At 72.1% G+C, this 17,905-nt stretch carries 19 protein-coding genes; 7 read left to right on the plus strand and 12 right to left on the minus strand.

Annotation, left to right across the window (positions count from 1 at the left end):
- Positions 1-8 precede the first annotated feature (8 nt).
- The 4 genes from ACIBK1_RS19865 to ACIBK1_RS19880 are packed head-to-tail and all read right to left on the minus strand — an operon-like array spanning position 9 to position 3,127.
- Positions 9-650, minus strand: coding sequence for a winged helix-turn-helix transcriptional regulator (locus ACIBK1_RS19865; protein ID WP_396736723.1), 642 nt, complete (start codon positions 648-650; stop codon positions 9-11).
- 60 nt (positions 651-710) lie between these two features.
- Positions 711-1,136, minus strand: a complete 426-nt coding sequence (locus tag ACIBK1_RS19870; protein WP_396736726.1) for an SgcJ/EcaC family oxidoreductase — start codon at positions 1,134-1,136, stop codon at positions 711-713.
- Between the two features lie 48 nt (positions 1,137-1,184).
- Positions 1,185-2,216 carry a zinc-dependent alcohol dehydrogenase family protein gene (locus ACIBK1_RS19875; protein WP_396736729.1) on the minus strand — a complete coding sequence of 344 codons (1,032 nt, stop codon included), beginning with the start codon at positions 2,214-2,216 and terminating at the stop codon, positions 1,185-1,187.
- A gap of 11 nt (positions 2,217-2,227) precedes the next feature.
- Positions 2,228-3,127: an SDR family oxidoreductase gene (locus tag ACIBK1_RS19880; protein WP_396736732.1), complete on the minus strand. Its 900-nt coding sequence runs from the start codon at positions 3,125-3,127 to the stop codon at positions 2,228-2,230.
- 352 nt (positions 3,128-3,479) lie between these two features.
- Between ACIBK1_RS19880 and ACIBK1_RS19885 the strand changes: the two genes are divergently transcribed.
- A complete protein-coding gene (locus ACIBK1_RS19885; protein WP_396736735.1) occupies positions 3,480-3,761 on the plus strand; it encodes a HesB/IscA family protein in 282 nt (93 codons plus the stop codon).
- Positions 3,762-3,879: 118 nt separating this feature from the next.
- On the opposite strand, the gene ACIBK1_RS19890 is transcribed toward ACIBK1_RS19885, so the two are convergent.
- Entirely contained in the window at positions 3,880-4,635 is a 756-nt protein-coding gene (locus ACIBK1_RS19890) for an SDR family NAD(P)-dependent oxidoreductase (protein WP_396736738.1), read from the minus strand.
- Positions 4,636-4,779: 144 nt separating this feature from the next.
- Here ACIBK1_RS19890 and ACIBK1_RS19895 point away from each other — a divergent pair, with 144 nt between their 5' ends.
- A complete protein-coding gene (locus tag ACIBK1_RS19895; protein ID WP_396736741.1) occupies positions 4,780-5,640 on the plus strand; it encodes a helix-turn-helix domain-containing protein in 861 nt (286 codons plus the stop codon).
- Positions 5,641-5,685: 45 nt separating this feature from the next.
- Entirely contained in the window at positions 5,686-6,210 is a 525-nt protein-coding gene (locus ACIBK1_RS19900) for a GNAT family N-acetyltransferase (RefSeq protein ID WP_030509292.1), read from the plus strand.
- Here ACIBK1_RS19900 and ACIBK1_RS19905 read toward each other — a convergent pair.
- Together ACIBK1_RS19905 and ACIBK1_RS19910 are read right to left on the minus strand one after the other, a co-directional pair.
- On the minus strand, positions 6,207-6,998 hold the full coding sequence (locus ACIBK1_RS19905; RefSeq protein ID WP_396736745.1) for an alpha/beta fold hydrolase: 792 nt from the start codon (positions 6,996-6,998) through the stop codon (positions 6,207-6,209). The two genes, ACIBK1_RS19900 and ACIBK1_RS19905, sit on opposite strands and share 4 nt — an antisense overlap.
- Positions 6,999-7,016: 18 nt before the next feature.
- Positions 7,017-7,592, minus strand: coding sequence for a GNAT family N-acetyltransferase (locus ACIBK1_RS19910; RefSeq protein WP_076432955.1), 576 nt, complete (start codon positions 7,590-7,592; stop codon positions 7,017-7,019).
- Between the two features lie 209 nt (positions 7,593-7,801).
- Here ACIBK1_RS19910 and ACIBK1_RS19915 point away from each other — a divergent pair, with 209 nt between their 5' ends.
- Positions 7,802-8,503, plus strand: coding sequence for a DUF4328 domain-containing protein (locus ACIBK1_RS19915; RefSeq protein WP_396736749.1), 702 nt, complete (start codon positions 7,802-7,804; stop codon positions 8,501-8,503).
- Between the two features lie 4 nt (positions 8,504-8,507).
- Here ACIBK1_RS19915 and ACIBK1_RS19920 read toward each other — a convergent pair whose 3' ends face one another.
- The 4 genes from ACIBK1_RS19920 to ACIBK1_RS19935 are packed head-to-tail and all read right to left on the minus strand — an operon-like array spanning position 8,508 to position 11,893.
- Positions 8,508-9,113: a response regulator transcription factor gene (locus ACIBK1_RS19920; RefSeq protein WP_030509296.1), complete on the minus strand. Its 606-nt coding sequence runs from the start codon at positions 9,111-9,113 to the stop codon at positions 8,508-8,510.
- A complete protein-coding gene (locus tag ACIBK1_RS19925; RefSeq protein WP_197042712.1) occupies positions 9,110-10,237 on the minus strand; it encodes a sensor histidine kinase in 1,128 nt (375 codons plus the stop codon). Before ACIBK1_RS19925 ends, ACIBK1_RS19920 begins: the two co-directional genes overlap by 4 nt.
- Positions 10,238-10,247: 10 nt before the next feature.
- Positions 10,248-10,985 carry an ABC transporter permease gene (locus tag ACIBK1_RS19930; RefSeq protein WP_030509298.1) on the minus strand — a complete coding sequence of 246 codons (738 nt, stop codon included), beginning with the start codon at positions 10,983-10,985 and terminating at the stop codon, positions 10,248-10,250.
- A complete protein-coding gene (locus ACIBK1_RS19935; protein ID WP_357320689.1) occupies positions 10,982-11,893 on the minus strand; it encodes an ABC transporter ATP-binding protein in 912 nt (303 codons plus the stop codon). The genes ACIBK1_RS19930 and ACIBK1_RS19935 overlap by 4 nt, the downstream gene beginning before the upstream one ends.
- 118 nt (positions 11,894-12,011) lie before the next feature.
- Between ACIBK1_RS19935 and ACIBK1_RS19940 the strand changes: the two genes are divergently transcribed.
- The 3 genes from ACIBK1_RS19940 (at position 12,012) to ACIBK1_RS19950 (ending at position 14,740) form a co-directional block, all read left to right on the plus strand.
- Complete coding sequence (locus ACIBK1_RS19940; protein WP_396736753.1) at positions 12,012-12,800, plus strand: endo-1,4-beta-xylanase; 789 nt, start codon at positions 12,012-12,014, stop codon at positions 12,798-12,800.
- Positions 12,801-12,875: 75 nt separating this feature from the next.
- On the plus strand, positions 12,876-13,898 hold the full coding sequence (locus ACIBK1_RS19945; RefSeq protein ID WP_396736756.1) for an ATP-binding cassette domain-containing protein: 1,023 nt from the start codon (positions 12,876-12,878) through the stop codon (positions 13,896-13,898).
- Entirely contained in the window at positions 13,895-14,740 is an 846-nt protein-coding gene (locus ACIBK1_RS19950; RefSeq protein ID WP_396736759.1) for an ABC transporter permease, read from the plus strand. Before ACIBK1_RS19945 ends, ACIBK1_RS19950 begins: the two co-directional genes overlap by 4 nt.
- Position 14,741: 1 nt before the next feature.
- Here the strand turns inward: ACIBK1_RS19950 and ACIBK1_RS19955 are convergent, their stop codons facing one another.
- Positions 14,742-17,897 (minus strand): ATP-binding protein, encoded by a 3,156-nt coding sequence (locus ACIBK1_RS19955; RefSeq protein ID WP_396736762.1) that lies wholly within the window; start codon positions 17,895-17,897, stop codon positions 14,742-14,744.
- Between the last annotated feature and the right edge of the window lie 8 nt (positions 17,898-17,905).

Genomic DNA, 17,905 nt, shown 5'->3' on the forward strand with positions numbered 1-17,905 from the left:
CCTTTCGGTCACTCGGTCGCGAGGGCGTCGAGCAGCCGCTGGAGGGCCGCGCGGTCGCCGGTGGTCTCCAGCCGCTCCTCGACCTGGCCGGGCGGGGTCCCGTCGATCACCAGGGCCTTGAGGCCGGCCGGATCGGTCCGCAGGGCCGCGTCCCACCGATCCGGCTCGCCCCTGCGGATCGCGAGCTCGCCGCCGGACACGCGGAGGGTGAAGACGTCCTCGCCCACGTCGACCAGGAACGTCGCGTCGAGGTCGCCCAGCCGGGCGGGGTCGAGGTGGCTCTTCACCGCGAGCACCAGCGAATCGATCCCGAGGGGCGTCGTCGTCTCCTTCAGCGGAGACCGCCGGCCCCATCGGCCCAGGTGCACGAGGATCGGCTCCAGGTCGTGGCCCCACTCGGTGAGCTCGTAGACCCATGCGCGCGCCGGCGGGCCCAGCTTGCGCCGCCGGATCACCCCGCCCTCCTCCAGATCGCGCAGCCGCTGCGAGAGCACGGTCGGACTGGCGTTGGGCAGGCCGCTCTGCAGGTCGCTGTAGCGCTTCGGGCCGAAGAGCAGGTCCCGGACGATCATCAGTGCCCAGCGCTCGCCGACCAGGTCGAGGGCGCGCGCCGCGGCACAGGGGTCGCCGTACGTGCGTGCCGTGGTCACGCGCTCATCCTACTCAACCCGGAGCAGGTGCTTGCTTTCCCGTAGTGCGGCCATGAAGCGTCAGCCGGGCGTCCCGGCCGGGGAGCTGTGATACGCCTCGACGAGCCATTCGCCGTCGCGCCGCACGAGCGTCCAGGTCGCCAGCTCCCACCGGTCGGCCGGCGGCTCCGCCTCCCCCGCGAACACGGTGACGCTCCGCGTGATCACGACGGCCACGTCCGGAACGGGGAACCGGACGCTCTCCGTCCTGTGGACGCGCCTCGAGTCTTTCAGCGGCCCCGCGAAGGCGGCGCCCATGGCGGACCCGATGCCGTCCCTGCCCCGCAGGTGGACCCCGGGCAGGATCACGGTGGCGTCCCGCGCGTACCGGCCCGCGAACGCGCCGCCGTCACCGTCCGACCATGCGGCCGACGTCGCCTCGAACAGGGCCCGTACGGCGAGCTCCTCGGCCGGCCCGGCGGCCGCCTCGTGAAGTTCCGAACTCATTCCATCCTCCAGTGATTGTCGGCCGCCGGGGGGCGGCCGGAAAGCGGTCTAGAACACCAGGAGCGGTTTGCCGCCGTGGCCGGGCGCCTCGGCCAGGCGGACCGCGTCCAGCGCACGCTCGGCGGGGATCGCCTGCCCCTCGGGGACGGTCATCGCCGACTTCTCGACCAGCGCGATCACCTCGCCCAGCTCGCGGCGCGCGACCTGTGGAGGCGTGGTGGCGAACCAGCGCGACAGGAAGAACCCGCGCACGCTCCTGCCACCGAAGATGATCGCGTCGGCGGGCACGGGAATGCCGAGCATGGCCGGGTCGGTCTGGCGGTGCGTGGACAACGCTCCGTAGACCACGAGTTCCCCGCCGGGGGCCAGTGCTCGGAGGACGTCGGCCCCGACCCGCCCGGCCACGCAGTCGATCGCCTTGGACACCGGCCGGGCGGCGGTGATGTGGCCCAGCCGTTCCGGCAGGTCCTCGTCTTCGGTGCAGACCACCTCCGTGCCGCCGAGAGCGCGGATCCGGTCCACGGTGGCCCGGCGGCGGACGACATTCACCGTATGGAAGCCCAGATGGTGTGACAGGTCGAGGACGAGCTGCCCGACCGTGGAGCCGGCGGCCGTCTGCACGAGCCAATCGCCGGGCCCGAGGTCGAGCCCGGTGACCAGCAGCCACGCGGTGAGCGGAGAGACGATCAGCTGCGCCGCGGTGGAGACGCTCAGCGAATCGGGCACCGGAAGGACCTGCGCGGCGTCCGCGACCACGAACTCCTGCCAGGTCCCGGTCACACCGACCGTGGTCACCCGCTGCCCGAGCCGCAGCCCGTCCTCACCGTCCTCGCCGTCCTCGCCGTCCTCACCGGCCCCGGCGCCCGGCCCGAGCGCGGCGACGGTTCCGGCGCACTCCAGTCCGGGCACCGCCGGGAACGGCGGCGCATAGCCGTACCGGCCTCGGATGACGTGCAGGTCGCCGGCGTGCACCGGCGCCGCGTCCACGCGCACGAGGACCTGTCCCGGTCCGGGCTCGGGCACCGGCACGCGGCGAACCGTGAGGACGTCGCCCGGCTCGCCGACCTCCTGTGCGACCACGGCCCGCATCGTCACCACCGCCCGTCGCCACCCGCCTGACCGAGGAACGCCGCCGCGTGGCCGCGGGCGAACTCGGCGAAGGTCGTGGGCCGCACTCCGAAGGCCCGGTGGGTCTCCAGCCGCACCTCGGACTCGGGACGCCGCCCGCGCTCGGCGAACAGCTCACGCAGGATCCGGATGGACGGTCCGGGCATCCCCGCCTCCGCGCACTCGCGCAGCTTGTCCTCCAAAGGCAGCTCAACATGGCGGAAGGCGGTTCCCGTCGCCGCCGAGATGTGCTCGACGACCTCCTTCATCGTCAGCGCCTCCGGGCCGGTCATGTCGTACGCCCTGCCCTCGTGGCCGTCGGAGTTGAGCAGCGCGACCGCGACCTTCGCGACGTCCTCGATGGCGACGGGCGCCAGCCTGCTGTCGCCGATGGACATGCGCAGCTCCCGCCGGAGCGGATCCACCCCGGTGAGGGTGCCGGGCAGGTAGAACTCCATGAACTGGCTCGGACGCAGATGGGTCCAGGCCAGGCCGGACGCCTCGAGGTGGCGCTCGATCTGCAGGTGCTCATGCGTCCCGATGAAGCTGTCGGGATCGAACCCGACGCCCGACTCCTTGCCGGAGTACTTCACGATGTGCGGCACGCCCGCGGCCTTGGCCGCGTCGACGAACGTGCACTGCGTCTCCACCATCCGCTCCCTCGGGGAGGAGATCATGAGGGCGCGCTCCACGCCGCGCAGGGCGGCCGTCAGGGTCTCGGGGCGCAGCATGTCGCCCTCCACCACTTCCACGCCCGGCAGCTCATGGAGCTTCCTGGCCTTGTCCGGGTTCCTGACCAGCGCTCGGACGGGAGCGTTCTGCCGGGCGAACTCCTGGACCACGATCGATCCACTGAGCCCCGTCGCTCCGGTGACAAGAATCATGACTACGACGCTAGTACTAGTTACTACGGAAAAACAAGTAATCAGCTCTGCATGTGTAGCATCATGCGTACGAGTGAGAGGGGCCCGATGTCGGACCCCATGCTGTTGCCGCACACACCGAACCACCGGTGAGAACAAGCGATGGGAAGAGGACCGATGGGCGGAAGTGATCGGTAGGACGTGCACGGCCGGAGCGGTACGCGGTTTCCCCCACGGATCGGGGGTACGGCGTAACGAGGTCGGAGTGGCCGGCGTTGCACACTCGCCGTGGGGCCGTCCCGGCCACATGCGGTGCCGGGGTTCCCTCCGGCCGTCCGGAAAATCCGTCCCCCATTCGTGAAGGAGCATGCCAATGCTGACGCTGACCGACAACGCCGTCATGGCGATTCGTGATCTGATGGCCGGTGACAACATCCCCGATGAGGCGGGCCTGCGACTGGCGGCGAAGCCCGGCCCGGAAGCCTCCCTCGAACTGTCTCTGGTGAGTGCGCCGCAGGCCGGCGACCAGGTGATCGAGAAGGCGGATACCCGGGTCTTCGTCGAGGCGGAGGTGGCGCCCGCGCTCGACGACAAGACGCTCGACGCCGAGCTTGGCGCGGAGGGTCAGCACACCTTCACGCTCATGCGCCAGTAGAACCACCTCTAGCGGTACGAAACCGCGGCCCAAGTCGTGCGGGCCCGCAGGTCGTCCGGCACTGACCAGGCGGCGGCTTCAGCGCGGGCTCGCATCGGGTCGTCACAGCGAACAGGTGTCAGGCCCCGCCGGTCACTTTGATGGCCTGTCCGGTGATGCCGGTGTTGGCGGCCGAGCCCAGGTAGACGACGGCGCCCGCGACCTCGGCGGCGTCGAGCAGACGGCCGATCGGAGCCCGCGCGCTGTAGTGCCCGCCCCACTGCTCGGCCATCGCGACGTTGGTCTCGGTCCTGGTGAACCCGGGCATGACGACGTTGGACAGGATGTCGCCGTCCTTCCCCAGCCCGAACGCGGCGGACCTGCTGAAACCGTGCAGTGCCGCCTTGGCCGCCCCGTAGTACTCCCCACCGGGCATGCCGTCGACCGCGATGCTCGACGAGATGTGCACCATCCGGCCCCATCCGCGCTCTCGCATCGACGGGACGACCGCCCGGCTGAGCCGCAGCGCCCCCTCGACGTTGGCCCGGATCACCTTCCGCCACCTCTCGTCGGGCACGGCGTCGAAGGAGAGGCCGGCGTCCGGCTCCGCGGCGCCCCAGTGCACGGCGTTGTTGACCAGCACGTCGATCCGGCCGGACCAGGCGAGCACGCTCTCGACCAGGCCGCGGGCCGCTTCGTCGTCGTCCAGCTCGTACGGGGCGACGAGCGAGCGTCCGTCGATCTCCTTGGCGAGCCGCTCCGCGCCCGCCTGCGAGTGGTGATAGGCGAGCACCACGTCGGCCCCTTCGGCGGCGAACCCGCGGGCGATCTCGCGCCCGATGCCGCCGGAGGCCCCCGTCACGACGACCGTACGGCCGGTGAGTCCCAGATCCATTTCAGTGCTCCTCACGAAACGACAGTGGAAAACCTTGAGCAGCGCCAAGGATCCGGTGACAGGGACCGCCGGAGGGAGGCCGGGCCGAGACTGGCCCCCGCAGGGCCACGATCGGAGACGAGGCCAGTCGGTAGCCTGCGAATCGTGAGCGACAACACTCTGGGCGAGTTCCTGCGGGCCCGCCGCGAGGCCGTCACCCCCGCCGAGGTCGGGCTGCCCGGCGGCGGCCGCCGCCGCACCCCCGGCCTTCGCCGTTCCGAACTGGCCACGCTCGCCGGGATCAGCGTCGAATACCTCACCCGGCTTGAGCAGGGACGTGATCGTCACCCCTCGGTGCCCGTGCTCGCCGCCCTCGCCGACGCGTTACGCCTGTCCGCCGGCGACCGCCTCCATCTGCTCCACCATTTCAAGGCGGCCGATGGCGCCGGCCGGCTCGTCGGCCCGTGCCAGGGGCCGCCCGCGCAGTCGGTCCGTCCCACCGTCCGGGCACTGCTCGACCGGCTCGAACCCGCCCCGGCAGTGGTCGTCAACCGGCTCGGTGACGTGCTCGCCCACACGTACGGCTACGAGCGGCTCGCCGGACCCATCGGATTGCTGGACCGCCGGCCGCCCAACCTGGTGCGGTACGTCTTCGCCGACCCCCGGGCCAGAGCCGCGTATCCCGAGTGGGACCGGGTCGCCGGCGAGCGGCTCGCCGGGCTGAAACCAGGGGTCTCCCGGAAGGACCCGCACGTCGAGCACCTCGTCAACGAGCTGACCCTCGCCGTCGGCGCGCCCTTCACCGGCCGGTTGGCGACTGCGTCCGGCCCGTCCAGGCGCACCGGCCTCGAACGGCTGGCGCACCCGGAGGCGGGCGAACTGCGGCTGGCCTACGAGACCCTCGGCCTGTCCGACGACGACAGCCAGCTCCTGATCGCCTACCTCCCCGCGGACGACTCCACCGCCGCCAGGCTCGACCGCCTCACCGGCCGCCGCCCCGGCGCCCTTCGCGCCGTCACGGGCTGATGATCTCGGGGCTAGTGTCGAAGAGCATCGAGGGGAGGCGGCACGGTGAGCGCGCTAGAGGTACGGCTGCGGCCGGTGCAGGAGGACGATCTCGACATGTTCCGGCGGTTCGTCACGGAGCCGGGGCTGATCGGCCTCGACTGGGCGGGATTCCGCGACGCTCAGGGCCCGGCGCGGCGCTACGCCAAGGACGGATACCTGGGCGAGGACGACAGCAGGCTCATCGTCGAGGCCGACGGCACGGCCGCGGGCCTGGTGAGCTGGTCGGCGCGGGGGGTCGGGCTCTCCCGATTCTGGGAGATAGGGATCGCCCTGCTTCCTGACCGGCGGGGGCGCGGCATCGGCTGGCGCGCTCAGGCGATGCTGTGCGACTACCTGTTCACCCACACCCCGGTCGAGCGCATCCAGGCGTTCACCCATCCGGAGAACATCGCGGAGCAGAAGTCGCTGGAGAAGGCCGGATTCACCTTCGAGGGCGTCCTACGCGCGGTGGAGTTCCTCCGCGGTCAGTGGCGCGACGGCTGGATGTACAGCAGGCTGCGAAGCGATCCGTACCCGGCGAATCTCTAACAGATCGTCACTCTGTCGAGCCACTCGCCGATGAGCGCGGCCAGCAGCCCGGTCTGCTCGTGCGGCAGCGCGTGGCCGGCCCGGTCCAGGACGGCGTACGTGGCATGCGGATATCGCTCCACCAGCTCCCACGCACCGGCGTACCCCACCGTGGCGTCCTGGCGGCCGGTGAGGATCAGGGTCGGGCCCGGGTACGCGGAGGTGTCGCTCAGCCGCCATTGTTCGAAGACCCGCCCAAGGCCGTCCCGGTCGACCAGGGGCAGGGCCGGAGCCACGTGCTCACGGAACCGTTCGAGAGTGGCGGGCGTCTGCACCACGAAGTAGTCGCGGAACTGGGCCTGCTCGGCCGGGCTCAGCGCGTCGGCCACGTCGGCCGAGGCGTGCTGCACCTCGTGTGCGGGCACGTCACGCGCGTCCTCGCCGAGGGGGCAGATCAGCGCCAGCCCCGTGACCTGGGCCGGGCGCCGGGCGGCGACGCCCCTGGCCAAATATCCGCCGAACGAGTGGCCGACGACCGCGAACCGCTGATCGCCGGCAACGGCGTCAACCAGACCGAGCACGAGATCGAGGACGTCGTCGGAGCCGCGGAGCCGGTCGGCCACCGGAGTGCGCCCCATGCCCGGCAGGTCCGGGTAGACGCGCCGATAACCGGGCCGGTCGCGGAAGACGGGTTCCAAGGCGCCGACCATCTCGCGATGGTCCACCCCCGCTCCGTGCAACGCCAGAACGGGCATCCCGTCGCCGTGCTCGGCGAAATGCACCGGTACGCCGCTGATCTCCACTTCCATTCCGTCAACCTAACCGGATCAGGCGGTGGCCGATCGGGAAACGAGCCACTGCTCCCGGGTGATCGCGTACTCGACCTCACCGAGCTCGCTGCCGGGGAGCGGCTCTTCCCAGTCCATGGGGAACGTACGGACGTACCGCATGCCGATCGCGGTCATCGTCGCGCGGGAGGCGGCGTTGACCGCCATGGTCTCGGCGAAGACACGGTTCAGTCGAAGATCTTCGAATCCGTAGCGAAGGAGCTCGCGGGCTCCCTCGCTGCCCAGGCCCTGGCGCCAGCAGCGCCGCAGGAGCCGGTATCCGAGTTCGGCCTGTCCTTCGGCCGGGCCCTGGTCGGCACGCGCGGGCGGCTCAAGAAGCCACCAGCCGACGAACCGGCCGTCCACGAACCCCACCCAGAAGCCGAGCCCGGCAGCGTCGTGCGCGGCGGCGAGCCGCTGCCGATGGAGAACCTCCACTTCCTCACGGCTACGCGCGCGGCCGGTGAGATAGCGCATGACCTCGGGATCGGCGTCGAGTTCGATCTCGTGCTCGAGGTGTTCGTCGGACAGCGGAACAAGCGTGATGCGGTCGGTCTGCAATATCGGCTGGGACACGCGGGCGATTCTCGCGCGTGACCCGCTTTCCGGTCATTCCATTTTCCCGGGGGACGTCGGCGACCGGAGTGCGGCGTCGTCCGCTCCGGCGGTACTCCGAATGACCCGATCCCGGCTCGATCACAGCATCATCCCGGGTGAGATACGCGCGCGGCCGGGCTCGGAGCTCTGCTGCATGATGACTCGTCGGCCTATTTCGAGGAGTCATCGTGTATCCCGCACCACCGCTCACACCTCTGCGTCCGATACGGGGCCTGGGGACGGCGGCCGTCGTGATGCTGGTCGTCGACGCCGTGGTGCGCGTGCTCGCCTTCGCCGTCGACGTGCAGCGCATCGTGCTCATCGACAGGTTCATGGCCGACATGAATTCCGTTCCCCTCAGCGATCTCGAAACCAACGACAGGTTCTATGCGATGTCCGGGCCGGTGGAGACCGTCGCCTACTACGCCACCGCCGTCATGTTCCTGATCTGGCTGTTCCGGGCCAGGGCGAATGCCGAGACGCTGAGCCCGTGGCCGCACCGGCGCGCCAGACCCTGGCTGATCTTCGGGTGGTTCGCGCCGATCGTCAGTCTCTGGTTCCCGAAACAGATCGTCGACGACATCTGGACGTCTTCCCGGCCGGGCGCCATCCAGGAGACCGGAAGCCTCGCGGCCGCCCGCCGTTCCGGTCTTGTCTGGGCCTGGTGGCTGGCATGGTGGGTCACCTCGTTCGTGACGAGGGGGCTGAGCGTGTTGTTCGCCAATTCCAAGGAGTTGCCGGCCATTCGGGATGCCGCCCTTTTCGGCGTCGCCGGCAACGTCCTGACCATCGGGGCCGCCGCCCTGGCCATCGCGGTCGTCCTGACGATCACTCGTTTCCAGGACGACCACCGCCGGGTCGCCTTCTGGCCGTCCTCGTACGCGATGTGAGGCGTTAGAGCCAGCCGTGTTCGTCGGCTATCAGCGCGGCCTCGGCGCGGGTGCCGGCGCCGGTCTTGCCGATCGCCGCCGACAGGTGGTTGCGTACGGTCCCTGCCGACAGGTGCAGGCTCCGGGCTATCTCCGCCACGGTGCCGCCCTGCCGGGCCGCGCGCAGGACGTCGCGCTCCCGCGCGGTCAGCGGGCTCGACCCGCTGGCGAGCGATTCCGCGGCCAGGGCGGGATCGACCACGCGCAGGCCCGCGTGGACCCGGCGCACCGTGTCGACCAGGTGCTCGGGCGGCGCGTCCTTCACGACGAAGCCCGAGGCGCCGTTCTCCATCGCCCGGGCGAAGTAGCCGGGCCGCCCGAAGGTCGTGCAGATCACCACCCGGCAGGACGGGAGCGCGGCACGCAGGTCGGCCGTGACCTCCAGGCCGTCCCTGCCCGGCATCTGCACGTCGAGCAAGGCCACGTCCGGCCGGCTGCGCCGCGCCGCCTCGACGACCTCCTCGCCCGAGCCGACCTGGGCCACCACCTCGATGTCGGGCTCCAGCGCGAGCATCGCCGCCAGCGCCCCGCGTACGAGCGCCTGGTCGTCGGCGAGCAGCACCCTGATCATGCGCGGCTCGCCCGCAGCCGGAAGCCGCCCGCGGGCAGCGGGCCCGCCTCGACCCGCCCTCCGACGGCCCGCAACCGCTCGGCCAGCCCGGACAGGCCGTTGCCCGGCTTCGCCGCGTCCCGCCCGGGGCCGTCGTCGCGCACCTCCAGCCAGTCGTCTCCGAGCCGCACCTCGCACCGGGTGGCGCCGCTGTGCCGGATCACGTTGGTGACCCCCTCTCTCAGGACGTATGCGAAGGGCTCGGCCAGCTCGGCCGGGACGTGGTCCGCGGACGGCGGGAGGATCGGGCTGATCCCGGCGGCCCGCAGCGCGGCGCGGGCCCCCGCCAGCTCGGCGGCCAGGGACGGCCGGCGGCGGCCCGACACGGTCAGGCGCACCTCGCCGTGCGCCTCCCGGGACAGCCGCTCGACGTCGCGCAGCTCGGCCAGCGCGCGTTCGACGTCGCCGCCGCTCTCCAGCACCCGGCGGGCCAGGCCGGTCTTCACCGTGATCGTGGTCAGGCTGTGCCCGAGCACGTCGTGGAGGTCCCTGGCCAGCCGGTCGCGCTCCGCCGCCGCGGCCAGCGCCGCGATCTCCTCGCGGGCCTGGCCGAGCTGGACGACGAGCCGGATCAGCAGCACCACGGCCACCGGGATCACGACGGCCGGGAAGAGGCCGCCCATGAGATTCCAGTGGATCGGCCCGGGCGTCGCCCACTGCACGAGTGCCTGGGCCGTCCCGATCCCCAGCCCGAGGAGCACGGCCCACAGCGCCGGGAACAGCCACGCCGCCGCCGCGAGCACGAAGCTGAAGAGGCCGGCGTGGCCGAGGTAGAGCGGGCCGCCACGCAGCAGCGCCGCCACGACCGCCAGCGCGAACAGCGTCCCGACGAGCAGGATCCGCCGCCGGGGCGGCAGGCGGGGCCCGGCGGTCATGGCGACGAGCCACCCCGCGCCGTACAGGGGGAGGACGGCCCCGAGCGCCGCATCCGGCCCGCCGGCCTCCGGGCGCAGGATCTCCCAGAGCGGCCACAGGAGGAAAAGCGACAACACGACGACACCGCGTACGCGAGCCGAGCGGGCCCCCGGCCGGGCCGGGTTCCACGCCGGCCAGGCGGAACGCCCCCATACGCCCTGCTCGCCCACGTCAATCACCCTAGGCCCGAGCGGTGTCGCGGCGATACCGGACGGCCACGGCGACGCCCAGCACGAGCGTGTACAGCGCCAGGACCAGCGCGGCCTGCCCGCCGCCCTCCCCGCCGCCAACCCCACCGGCACCGTCCAGTGCGGCGGCGTGCCCGACCTGGGCGAGCCAGTAGCTCGGCAGCACCTTGGCCACGGTCGCGAGCGCGTCGGGGAACGTGCTCACCGGGATGAACAGCCCGCCGACGAAGCTGAGCACCAGCACCACCGCCCCCTGGTACGCCTGCAGGCTCTGGGCGCCGACGAACTGGCCGATCAGCAGGCCGAGCAGGGCAAACGGCACCGTGCCCGCCCACACGCCGAGCACGGCCAGTGCCCATCCGCCGGCAGACAGGTGCACCCCGCCGACGAGCGCGGCGACCAGCGACACCCCGGCCACCGGCGGCAGCGCCACGACCATCGCCACCGACGCCTTGGCCAGCAGATAGCCGCCGCCGCTGAGCGGAGTGAGCCGCAACTGGCGCTGCCAGCCGATGCCGCGCTCCACCGCCGTGCGGGCGCCGACGTCGAGCGCCGCCTTCATCGACCCGAACGCCGCGACGCCGCCCATCACGTACGACGCGGGAGCCCCCTGGTCGGCGAAGCGGTCGGCCATCAGCAGATACAGGCCCACCGGCAGCGCGACCGCGAACAGCAGGAACTTGGCGTCCCGCAGGGTCCGCCTGATCTCGAACGCGAGATATCCGGTCATCGCACGGCCTCCGACGCTCCGGTCAGGCGCAGGAACGCGTCCTCCAGGCCCAGCGCGGCCACCTCGACGTCCCGGGCCTCGGGATAGCGCGCCAGCAGTTCCCGTACGACGAGGTCGGAGTCGGTGCAGCGCAGTTCTGCCCGGCCGTCGCGGACGTGCGCCGCCGTCACACCCGGCAGCGCGCCCAGGTCCTCGGCGCGGGCACCGGGCACGGTCGCGGTCACCGTACGGCCGGACACCTCGGCCATGACCGCATGCACGGGGCCGTCGGCCACGATGCGCCCCGCGTGCATCAGCACGACCCGATCGGCGTACGCCTCGGCCTCCTCCAGATAGTGCGTGGAGAACAGCACGGTGCGGCCGGTCTCGGCGAAGGCGTGCATCGACTGCCAGAACTCCCGCCGAGCCGTCACGTCCATGGCCGCCGTCGGTTCGTCGAGCACCAGCAGGTCGGGGCCGGGCACCAGCGCCATGGCGAACCGCACCCGCTGCTTCTGGCCGCCGGACAGCAGCGCGGCCCGGCGGCCGGCGAGGTCGGCCACCCCGGCGCGGCGCAGCGCCTCCTCCGCCGGCAGCGGCGTCCGGTGCAGTGACGCGATCAGCGCCACCGTCTCCCGGACGGTCACGTCGTCGAGCAGCGCGCCCTCCTGCGGCATCACGCCCACCATGCCGCGCCGCACCGCCTCATGGGGAGACGCACCGAACACGGCGATCTCCCCGGCGTCCGGACGGCTCAGCCCGACGACCATGTCGATCGTGGTGGATTTGCCCGCGCCGTTGGGACCGAGGAGGGCCACCACCTCCCCCCGGTCCACCACCAGGTCGATCCCGTCGACCGCACGAGTCTCGCCGTACGTCTTGCGCAGCCCCGCGACGGAGAGGGCGGGTGCGCCGTCATGAATGTTCATACGGCAAGCCTCCGCCGCCGTCCCAGTGCGGGCCTGCGCCATCTGTCACGACCTGCCCACGACAGATGTCACGGTTCCTTGCACGGTTCCTGCGACCACGGCGCGCACGAACGAGGTCTTGCTCTGGCACGCCGGGCAGCCGGGCTGGTTGCAGTCCCTCAGCGGCAGCGCGCTGCGCCAGGCGATGATCGATCACATCGACGGCGTGATGACCCACTACAAAGGCAGGATCTACGCATGGGACGTGGTCAACGAGGCCTTCGCGGACGGCACCGGCGCCCGGCGTAACTCGAACTTCCAGCACACCGGCGACGATTGGATCGAGGTCGCCTTCCGCACCGCGCGGGCCGCCGACCCGGCCGCGAAGCTCTGCTACAACGACTACAACATCGAGAACTGGACCTGGGCCAAGACCCAGAGCGTCTACGCCATGGTCAAGGACTTCACGGACCGCGGAGTGCCGATCGACTGCGTCGGCTTCCAGGCCCACTTCGGCAGCGGCAACCCCTACGACGCCGGCTTCCGCACCACGCTGCGGAACTTCGCCGCCCTCGGCGTCGACGTCCAGATCACCGAGCTGGACGTCCAGGGCGCCCCTGCCGCGACGTACGCCGCCGTGGTCGCCGACTGCCTGGCCGTTCCCCGCTGCGCCGGCATCACGGTGTGGGGCGTGCGCGATCCCGACTCCTGGCGCAGCAGCGACACCCCGCTGCTGTTCGACGGGAACGGCGAGAAGAAGGCGGCCTACACCGCCGTGCTCGACGCCTTCAACGCCGCCGTTCCCGGCGCCTCGCCCAGCCCGGCGCGGTCTCCCGGGCGGCACTGCACACGGCCCTCTCCGCGGGCGCGAAACGGCACCCCCTGGGGGGCGACGATCGGGCATCACGGCCACTGCGGGCACCGCTAGATCGGATCTAGCGGCGTCTGCCCCGGATCTGGCGCCTCTTCCGTGAACGGCTAGACGGAACGGAGACGACATATCATGCGGGACCTGGCGATAGAGACATCGGGCCTGGTCAAGACATTCGGCGACAACCGCGCGGTGGACGGGCTCGACCTCACGGTGCCGGCAGGCACGGTGTACGGCGTGCTCGGCCCCAACGGGGCGGGGAAGACCACGGCGGTCAAGATGCTGGCGACCCTGCTGCGCCCGGACGGCGGCGAGGCCAGGGTCTTCGGTCACGACGTGCTGCGCGAGCCCGACGCCGTACGCAGCCGGGTGAGCCTGACGGGCCAGTACGCCTCGGTGGACGAGGAGATGACCGGGTTGGAGAACCTGGTGCTGCTCGGCAGGCTGCTGGGCCACAGGAGGGCCGCCGCCAGAGACAGGGCCATGCGGCTGCTTGAGGCGTTCGGGCTGACCGAGGCCGCCGGCCGGCAGGTCAAGACCTACTCAGGCGGCATGCGCAGAAGGCTGGACATCGCGGCCAGCATCCTCAACACGCCCGACCTGTTGTTCCTGGACGAGCCCACGACCGGCCTCGACCCGCGCAGCCGCAACCAGGTCTGGGACATCGTCAGGATCGTGGTCGCCCACGGCACGACCGTGCTGCTCACCACGCAGTATCTGGACGAGGCCGACCGGCTGGCGGGGCGCATCGCGGTCGTCGACCACGGCAGGGTCATCGCCGAGGGCACGCCGGGCGAGCTCAAGTCGTCGGTCGGCTCGGGGTCGGTGCACGTGCGGCTGCGGGATGCCGCGCAGCGGCCGGAGGCCGAGCGGGTGCTGGCCAGGGAGCTGAACACCCAGGTCCAGCTGGAGGCCGATCCCGTGGCCCTGACCGCCCGCATCGCCGGGGATGACGCCGACGCGGGCGCGGAGCGCGCCTCGCGGGCCCTCGGGGCGCTGGCGGCGTCCGGCATCGTCGTGGACGACTTCTCCCTCGGCCAGCCCAGCCTGGACGAGGCCTTCCTCGCGCTGACAGGCGCGCCTCCTGGGGAACACAGCCTGGCACTTACGGATCACCCGGCCACCGACAAGAACGCTCAGGAGGAGGCGGCATGAGTGCCACGACCACCGAGACCGGCACGTCCTTCGTCCCCGCCGCCGACACGCTGGGCGCGGTCCTGGCCCCCGGGGCACGCCCGCCGCGCCCCAGCGCCCTGTCGGCCTCTCTGACGTTCGGCTGGCGGGCGATGCTGAAGATCAAGCACGTGCCCGAGCAGCTGTTCGACGTCACCGCGTTTCCGATCATGATGACGTTGATGTTCACCTACCTGTTCGGCGGTGCGCTGGCGGGCTCGCCGACGGAGTACCTGCAGTTCCTGCTGCCGGGCATCATGGTGACGAGCGTCGTGATGATCACGATGTACACCGGGGTCGAGGTCAACAAGGACATCGAGAAGGGCGTCTTCGACCGCTTCCGTACGCTGCCGATCTGGCGGCCGTCCACCATGGTCGGCTACCTGCTCGGCGACGCCCTCCGCTACACGATGGCCGCGACGGTCATCCTCGTGGTCGGCCTGGTGCTGGGCTTCCGCCCGCCGGGCGGGGTCGCCGGCGTGCTGGCCGCGATCGCGCTGCTGGTGGCCTTCTCGTTCGCGTTCTCGTGGATCTGGACGATGTTCGGGCTGCTGCTGCGCAGCGAGAAGTCGGTGATGGGCGTCAGCATGCTGGTGCTGTTCCCGCTCACCTTCCTCAGCAACGTCTACGTGAACCCGCAGACCATGCCGGGCTGGCTGCAGGCGTTCGTCGGGGTCAACCCCATCTCCCACCTGGTCACCGCCGCGCGTTCCCTGATGGCGGGCAGCCCGGACACCGGGGAGATCACCTGGGTGCTGGTCTGCGGCGCGCTGTCAATCTTGGTCTTCGGCGCGCTGACCATGCGCCTCTACAACCGCAAATAGGTCACAGGCGCCAGGCGATCTCGTGGCCGGGTTGATAGCGGCAGGTGGCACCGGTGGAGACGGCCGCGCGCAGATGCGCGGCCATCGCGGGATGAAGGCGGTCGAGCTTACGCAGCACGTCACGGATGCGGGCGGTGACGGCCTTGCGGGCGCGCTCCGCCTCGTCGCCGAGACGGCGGTCACGCCCGCCGAGCCCGGAGGCGGAACGCAGCTCGTCCAGCAGGGCCGCCCGCTCCCTGTCGAACTCCGCCGCCCGGCCGTCGTCTCCCCGCTCGGCCGCCCGGTCGATCTCCTCGTCGAGCAACGCGAGCCGGCGCCGGTATCGCGCCTTGGCCTTCTCGTCGAGGACCGCGTCGCCGCCCATCCCCCGGGCGGCGACGACCAGCTCCCCGCCCTCCGGGGCGAGCAGCCGTACGGCGGGCAGGTCGGCCCCGGGATGGCTCAGCAGGCAGTGCAGGTCGCGCAGGCCCTTGGCGTCGGGCAGGCGAACGGTGTCGCCGCCGAACTCCAGGGTCCAGACCGCGCCGTCCCACCGGAACCCGGCTCCGGCGACCGGCGTACGGCTCCTGCGGACGCGCTCCAGGATGTGCCGCATGCCGAGCCGGCCCGCCTCGCCCTCCACCTCGTCCAGCAGCTTCCCGGCCTCCTCGGCGTCGCCCGGGCGGCCCCGCCGCAGCAGCGCCTCGCCGAGATGCGCCCGCGCCTCGACGGACCACGGGCGGGCGAGGAGCAGTTCGGCGGAGTGCCAGGCGGCGGTGAACCCGTCGATCGCCTCGTCCCAGCGTTCCTGGGCCGCGTCGACGAGAGCACGCAGGAGGACCACCGGGCCGCCGATGTCCCAGCCGTACAGCGACACCGCCCAGGTGCCGAGGTAAGGATCGAGCTCGGCCCTCGCCTTCTCGCACAGCTCCGGGTCGCGCGACCAGGCGGCCACCATGGCCTGGAACCGCAGCCACAGGGGTTGAACCGAACGTCTCGGCTCGCCTCTGGCCATGGTGTCGCGCAGGTGGCGCAGTGCGGTCGCGCCGTCACCCCTGCGCAGCGCGGTCATCGCCTCCAGCAGGCCCGGGCAGGGGTGCCGGCTCTTGCGCAGCGCACGGTGGACCTCGTCCAGGCCGTCGTCGCGGCCCTGGAGCATACGCACGGCCCAGCGATGATGGTCCAGCATGTACGCGAAGTGGTCGTGCCCGTGCTCGAACCGGGCGAGCTCGTCGAGCAGGGTCTCCGCCTGGCCGAAGTCGCCCGTGAGTGCGGCGATGATGCTGCGGTCGCTGGCCGTGGCCATGTCGATGCGCGGCAGGTCGGCGCGGCCGCCGAGCGTGACGAACTCGCGGAACTGGTCGAAGTAGGAGGGGTCTCCCTGCTCGAGCAGAGCCACCCAGCGCAACGCGGCGGCGATGCTCTCCATCTCCACGTCGCCCGTGCGGCGGGCCAGAGTCAGCAGCTCTCCGGTGAGCGCCGCCCTCTCCGGTGCGGTGCCCAGGCCCCAGATGGCGTCGTGGGAGGCCCACAGGCTGAAGGCCAGCGCCTCGTCGTCCTCGCCGCGCCGGGCGAGCAGAGCCACATGGATGGCCAGCTCTCGTGCGAGGTGGTCGAGGGAGGGCTCCTCGCCGGGGGGCCGGCCGTCCCGGACCAGCTCGCCGTGCGCCTCCCGCAGCAGGTCGGCGACCAGCGGACCGCCGTCGCCGCCACCGGCCGCGTAGACGGACAGCGCCACTCTGGCGACCAGCTCGGGCTCGCCGGTCTCCCGCGCGACGGCGGCCGCCTCCTCGAACGCGCGCCGGCCGCCGTCGCGGTCGTCCCCCTGATAGACCTCGCGGCCGAGTTCGAGTGCGATCACGACGCGCCGGCGCGGCTCGCCGGCGACGGCGGCCAGTTCGAGCGCCCTGCGATAGTGCCCGAGCGCCTCCTCGGTGGCCAGGCGCGCGGCGGCGTCACGGGCGGCGGCGAGCAGCCGGTCCGCCGCGTGGGCCGGCTCCACCTGGTCACCGGCGAGGTAGGCGTGCCGTGCTACGTCGGCGGGGAGCACATGCTCGGCGAGGGTGGGCGACCGGTCCACGGCGTGGACGACCGCGGCGTGCCTCCGCGTTGCCGTCTTCTCGTCGAGAGACTCGTAGAGCGTCTGGCGGACCAGGTCGTGGGCGAACGCGAAGGTCTCCCCGCCCCTCGCCGCCCCGCCGCTCGCCACCACGAGCCGTGCGGCCACCGCCTGGTCGAGCAGCCGTTCCACCTGGAGAACGGGAGCGGCGGCGACGGCGGCCAGCGCCTGGCGATGGAACTGACGCCCGAGCACCGCGGCGGTGACGAGAAGGTCCACGACCTGCGCGGGGAGCAGGGACAGCCGGCGCAGGAGGGTGTCGCGGACGCCGGGAGCGATCGTGGCGACCGAACCGCCGCTGCGCCACAGCCGCGCCGTCTGCTCGACGAAGAAGGGGTTGCCGCCGGTGCGCCGGTGCACCTCGGCGACGAGGTCGGTGGACGGATCCCGGCCGGCGGCACGGGTCATCAATGCGCCGACCTCCTCGCGTTCGAGCCCGGTCAAGGTGACCGTGGTCGCCCGCGCCACGAGCGGCAGCACGAGGGGCCGCAGCGGATGGTCCGCCGACTCCACCTCCACGTCGCGGTAGGTGCCCACCAGCAGCACCCGCTCGAACCAGGTGTGCTGGGCCGCGAACTCCAGCAGCCTGAGCGACGCGACGTCCGCCCAGTGGAGGTCTTCGAGCACGACCACCAGGGGGCGGCTCTGGGACACCGCCACCAGGGCGCTCGTCACCGCGTCGTACAGCCGGAAGCCCTCGGCCGCGTCGGCGCTCGGCGACTCGCCCAGCAGCGCGGCCAGTCCGGCGCCCGCGGCGTCCTCGGCCGCCGCCCACTCCTCGGGCGCGGCGCACCGCCGCATGCCCCGCAGCACCTGCACCCACGGCCAGTAGCCGGGGGCGTTGTCGGACTCCCAGCAGGCTCCGCCGAGGACCAGCGCGCCCAGGCGCCTGGCCTCCTCGGCCGCGCTGGCGACAAGCGTGGTCTTGCCGATGCCGGCCTCACCGGCGACCAGCGTCAGGCCGCCGTGACTGCCGACCGCCCGCGCGATCTCGGCACGCAGCATCGCGGCAGGATGCTCCCTGCCGATGAGCTGAGGGGTCGCGCCGTCGATTCGCATGCCGCTCC

Origin of the sequence: Microbispora rosea, assembly GCF_044460045.1 — a bacterium.
Lineage (GTDB): Bacteria > Actinomycetota > Actinomycetes > Streptosporangiales > Streptosporangiaceae > Microbispora > Microbispora rosea.